The sequence below is a fragment of the Frankia sp. CcWB2 genome (assembly GCF_977927585.1).
On sequence record NZ_CDWRCM010000102.1, the window covers coordinates 4805 to 8443 of the forward strand.

At 68.4% G+C, this 3639-nt stretch carries 4 protein-coding genes and 1 pseudogene; 3 read left to right on the forward strand and 2 right to left on the reverse strand.

Annotated elements, in window-relative coordinates; genetic code table 11:
* Positions 1-366: 366 nt before the first annotated feature.
* Together ACY45C_RS12320 and ACY45C_RS12325 are read right to left on the reverse strand one after the other, a co-directional pair.
* Entirely contained in the window at positions 367-939 is a 573-nt protein-coding gene (locus tag ACY45C_RS12320; protein WP_462187759.1) for a GNAT family N-acetyltransferase, read from the reverse strand.
* Complete coding sequence (locus ACY45C_RS12325; protein WP_462187760.1) at positions 936-2006, reverse strand: hypothetical protein; 1071 nt, start codon at positions 2004-2006, stop codon at positions 936-938. The genes ACY45C_RS12320 and ACY45C_RS12325 overlap by 4 nt, the downstream gene beginning before the upstream one ends.
* Before the next feature lie 415 nt (positions 2007-2421).
* On the opposite strand from ACY45C_RS12325, the gene ACY45C_RS12330 reads away from it, so the two are divergent.
* The 3 genes and pseudogenes from ACY45C_RS12330 to ACY45C_RS12340 form a co-directional block, all read left to right on the forward strand.
* Positions 2422-2802: a hypothetical protein gene (locus tag ACY45C_RS12330; protein WP_462187761.1), complete on the forward strand. Its 381-nt coding sequence runs from the start codon at positions 2422-2424 to the stop codon at positions 2800-2802.
* Between the two features lie 147 nt (positions 2803-2949).
* Positions 2950-3432 (forward strand): hypothetical protein, encoded by a 483-nt coding sequence (locus ACY45C_RS12335; RefSeq protein ID WP_462187762.1) that lies wholly within the window; start codon positions 2950-2952, stop codon positions 3430-3432.
* 8 nt (positions 3433-3440) lie between these two features.
* Positions 3441-3639, forward strand: a pseudogene (locus ACY45C_RS12340) (hypothetical protein); the annotation flags it as partial.

Consider the following 3639-nt stretch of genomic DNA (forward strand, 5'->3'; position numbering starts at 1 on the left):
CCCCTTAGACGCCATCCTCCTGTAGCTTGCCGCTCCATATGTCGGTAGCGGGGGGCTGCAATGCGGATGCGGGGACCACGCATGTCGTTAGGTCTGGGAGGTTTCAACCTCTCCGGACCGAGGATCGGCTTTGGTGGCGGCTGGGGTGGCGGGGGTCTGATCGGCTCACTCACCCAATTCTGCGTGGCGATGATCCAGCTCTGCATATTGATGGCGTGGTTCTCGGCGCTGCTCAGCTTGCAGCGCAGCACGATTACCGGGTTGGGCCACGGCCTGCCAGGCGCCTCGTCCATGCCGTCAGGATGGCCCGGCCGGCGCGGCCGCGCCGTATCCTTCGCGTGGGCTCCGGCATGGGTACCCGGCAGCTCAGGCTCTGGAGGTTGCCCCACGCCGGGTGTTCCACTCGACTCGGCTGATCGCATAGACGTTGTTCGCCCTCCATGGGCCGACGTCAGCCACCTCCCGGAAGGTCATCCCAAGCTTGCCCGCGATCGCGTTCATCCCCGCGTTCTCCTGGTGCGTCGCCGTGATGAGCTCGTCGACGGGCAGCCGCTGGAAGCCGAAGTCGAGCGCTGCCCGGATCGCCTCGGTGCCAAGCCCTTGGCCCCAGCGATCGCGGCGGATCGACACCGCGACCTCGACTTCCGGCCAGCCGTCCGCGAAGTACGTCCCGGCCCGACCGAGGAACTCCCCCGTCTCCCGATCCTCGACCGCCCACATGCCATGACCGCGGATCACCCACATGCCGATGAGATGGGTGACGAGACGCTCGGTTCCGGCCGCGCCGAAGGTGCCGTCGAGATACCGCATCGTCTCAGGGTCGGCGTTCATCGCCGCGTACGGTTCAAGGTCCGCGGCCCGCCAACCACGCAGGACCAGCCGATCCGTGACGACCGTCGGTATCTCGAAGACGGACGGGGCGTCGTAGACGAAGGTCATACGTGGCCTCCGGTCAACGCAAGCCGCGGCCGGGCTTTCCATCGGTCCCAAAAGTCCCGTACGGGCTCCACCGCCGGGTAAGAGCCGAACCCGGCGGCCACTTCGACGACCCGCGCGGAAACAGACGCGGTAGGACTGGCATCCAACAACGCAACAGCACGCCCGGCGACTGTCGCGGCCTCGTCGACCGCTGGCCGCTCGCGGTTGGTAAGGCTCCAGGCAATCGCTAGCAACGCATTCCCGTAATCCTCATATCCGGTAGCGCGGTCGGTCTCGTAAGCGACGACGGCTCGACGGGCGATCGGCTCGGCCTCGATACCGGCGCCGATGCGAGCGAGCACGCCGGCCTCGAACATGGCCGCGGTCGCCTGCCCGAACGGGCTGCACCCCGGCTGCAACGGTAGATCTGTCACCGAGGTGCGCATCCGGTTCAACGCCGCCCGGGTGCCGCCGACATCGCCGAGCGCGCCGAGCGCCCGCGCTTCGTACGCGGCCATACGGGCACGGGTGTACGGGCCGTCGGCCACCGCGGCGGTCCGCTGCGCCGCGGTGGCCGCTTCCCGGTAGCGCCGGCCGTAGAACGCCAGCGTGGACAGCATCTCTCCCACTGACGCGGCCAGCACGACATCGTTGGTCTGCTCGGCATGCTCACCCGCGAGGCGCACGAACCGGCGGGCGGTGACGGTGTCACCGAGGTTGAACGCCAGCCTGCACAGCATGTACGAGGCGTAGCCGGCCGCAACAGTCAGTTGCACCTGCGACCGTGCGCGGGCACCGCCGCTACGCAGGAGTGTGTGTGCCGACTCCCAGGTTCTCCACACCTTCGGCGCGAGCTGGTGATGCGGCTCGATGGTGAACGCGGCAGCATGGTTGTTAATCGAGTCGTCGATCTCGTCGAGGGTCAGAACATCCGGTCCGGATGTCGTCCACTGCCGGTAGGTCTCTGCTGCAACGAGCCCTGCCGCGGCGAACTCGAAGACCTGTCGCCTGTCCGTCGTGACCATCTCCTCTTCCGCCGTCTGCTGTTCAGCGTCCACGGCGGTTCCCGTCCCGGCAACTTCCTCCAAGCCCCGGAGTCGTTGTGCGGCTTGGGCGGCCCGGATTCGCTCTCCCAGGTCGGTCAGCTCGCTGCCGGTTCCGAAGACCTTGTCCAGGGCTGCGAGGACGTGGCCTGCCGGCAGCGGCCCCGCGTTGCGGATCCCAGCCGACGTTCTTCCGAGAGTAGGTGGTGCGCTTCTCCAACTGCACCCCGGAGAGCTGGTGCTCATCCTGGAGTTCCCGGAACCGGGAGGCGAGTTGTTGCTTCAGCGTGTCGACATCAGCGTGCACGGCGGTTCCCCTCCGACAGCCGGACGTTGGAGGTGAGCGGTGATGTCCCACCTCTGGGCATCAGGTGAGCATTCTGTCGTAGATCTGGTGCGCAGTGTGTCATGTCCTTACCGGCGGATGTGCCGGCCGGCACCCGGAGGCCAGGGAGGATTCGTGACGCTGACGGGTTCTCCCTGCGGGTTGTTGGCCGCTGCCGCCGAGGGTGGCCGCCCCCGTGCCGGATCGCCGACCATCGACGGCGGATCGCCGGACGAGTGGAGGGCGGCCATCTATGCCGGGAGGGGGAGCGGGCCCCGCCGCTCGCGGGCATCCTCCCCCTCCCGGACCCTGCCGACCCGCCGGCCCGGAACGAACTGGATTCCCGGGCGGGACACACCGGCGAACTACTCGATCTCCGTGCTCGACAGAGCCGGGAATCCGGTGGAGAGCCTGATCGGCTGGCCGGTGGCCCGGCTCGCCGACGAGCACGCCCAGACCTTGCCGGACATCGCCGGCTACCGAGTCGTTCCGCTTCGCCGTGTCAACGGCCCCTGAGACCGGGGCCGTCCCTTCCCCGAGGCGGCCCCACCCGATCCCCTCCCCGCCCGCGGCGACCCAATGCCACCGGGGCGCTTCCGTGAGCGCCTGCCCCGGGCGGGGAGGTTCCCCACTCCCTGCCCTCACCCACCCGAAGGGATCATCATGTGCAACAGCAACCACGCATGCTTCACCAAGCCGGGCTATCTGATCGACGTGAAGGCGGAGAGCATCGCTGCCAACGGGGCGCTGTTCACCCGGATGCTCGCCCACCATGCCGAGGTCGGGCTGACCGACGAGCAGATCCGCGGTCTGCTCACACTCTCGGGCGAGTACCATGAGCGGCTGGTCGCGGGCCGTATCCGGATGGCGAAGCTCGGCGAGCAGGTGGAACACAAGGGCTGCCGGCTCGGCGTCGAGGAGATCGCCGCCCGGAAGGCGGCCCTTGACGAGCGGGCCGAACTGTTCCGCGCCGACGAGGCGCTGTTCTTCGAGTACACCGTGCGCGGGCAGGACCTGCTGTCGGACGAGCAGCTCGACCGCATCGACGCGATCTACCATGCCGAGAAGGATCAGGGCCTGGCCGAGCTGGAAAGCGCCCTGGCGAACGCGGTCGGCCCGAACTTCGTGTTCACCTCCGTCGCGTGATCGCGGTCGTGCGGAAGAGTGACCCGGCCGCGCATTGGCTGACGGCCGAACGGTTCGCCGGGATGTCGCCGGTCGAACGGCAGGCGGCGGAAGACCAGCTCCACGGGATTCGCGATCGGATTCTCGCTGGCGCGAAAATCTCACCCGGCGATCATGTGCTGGATCTCGGTGCGGGCACGGGTCTGCTCACCCTCGCCGCCCTGGCCC

Bases quoted from the DNA above. Each gene is read 5' to 3' on its own strand.
- ACY45C_RS12320 (WP_462187759.1), bottom strand. From the start codon at position 939: ATGACCTTCGTCTACGACGCCCCGTCCGTCTTCGAGATACCGACGGTC.
- ACY45C_RS12335 (WP_462187762.1), top strand. From the start codon at position 2,950: ATGTGCAACAGCAACCACGCATGCTTCACCAAGCCGGGCTATCTGATC.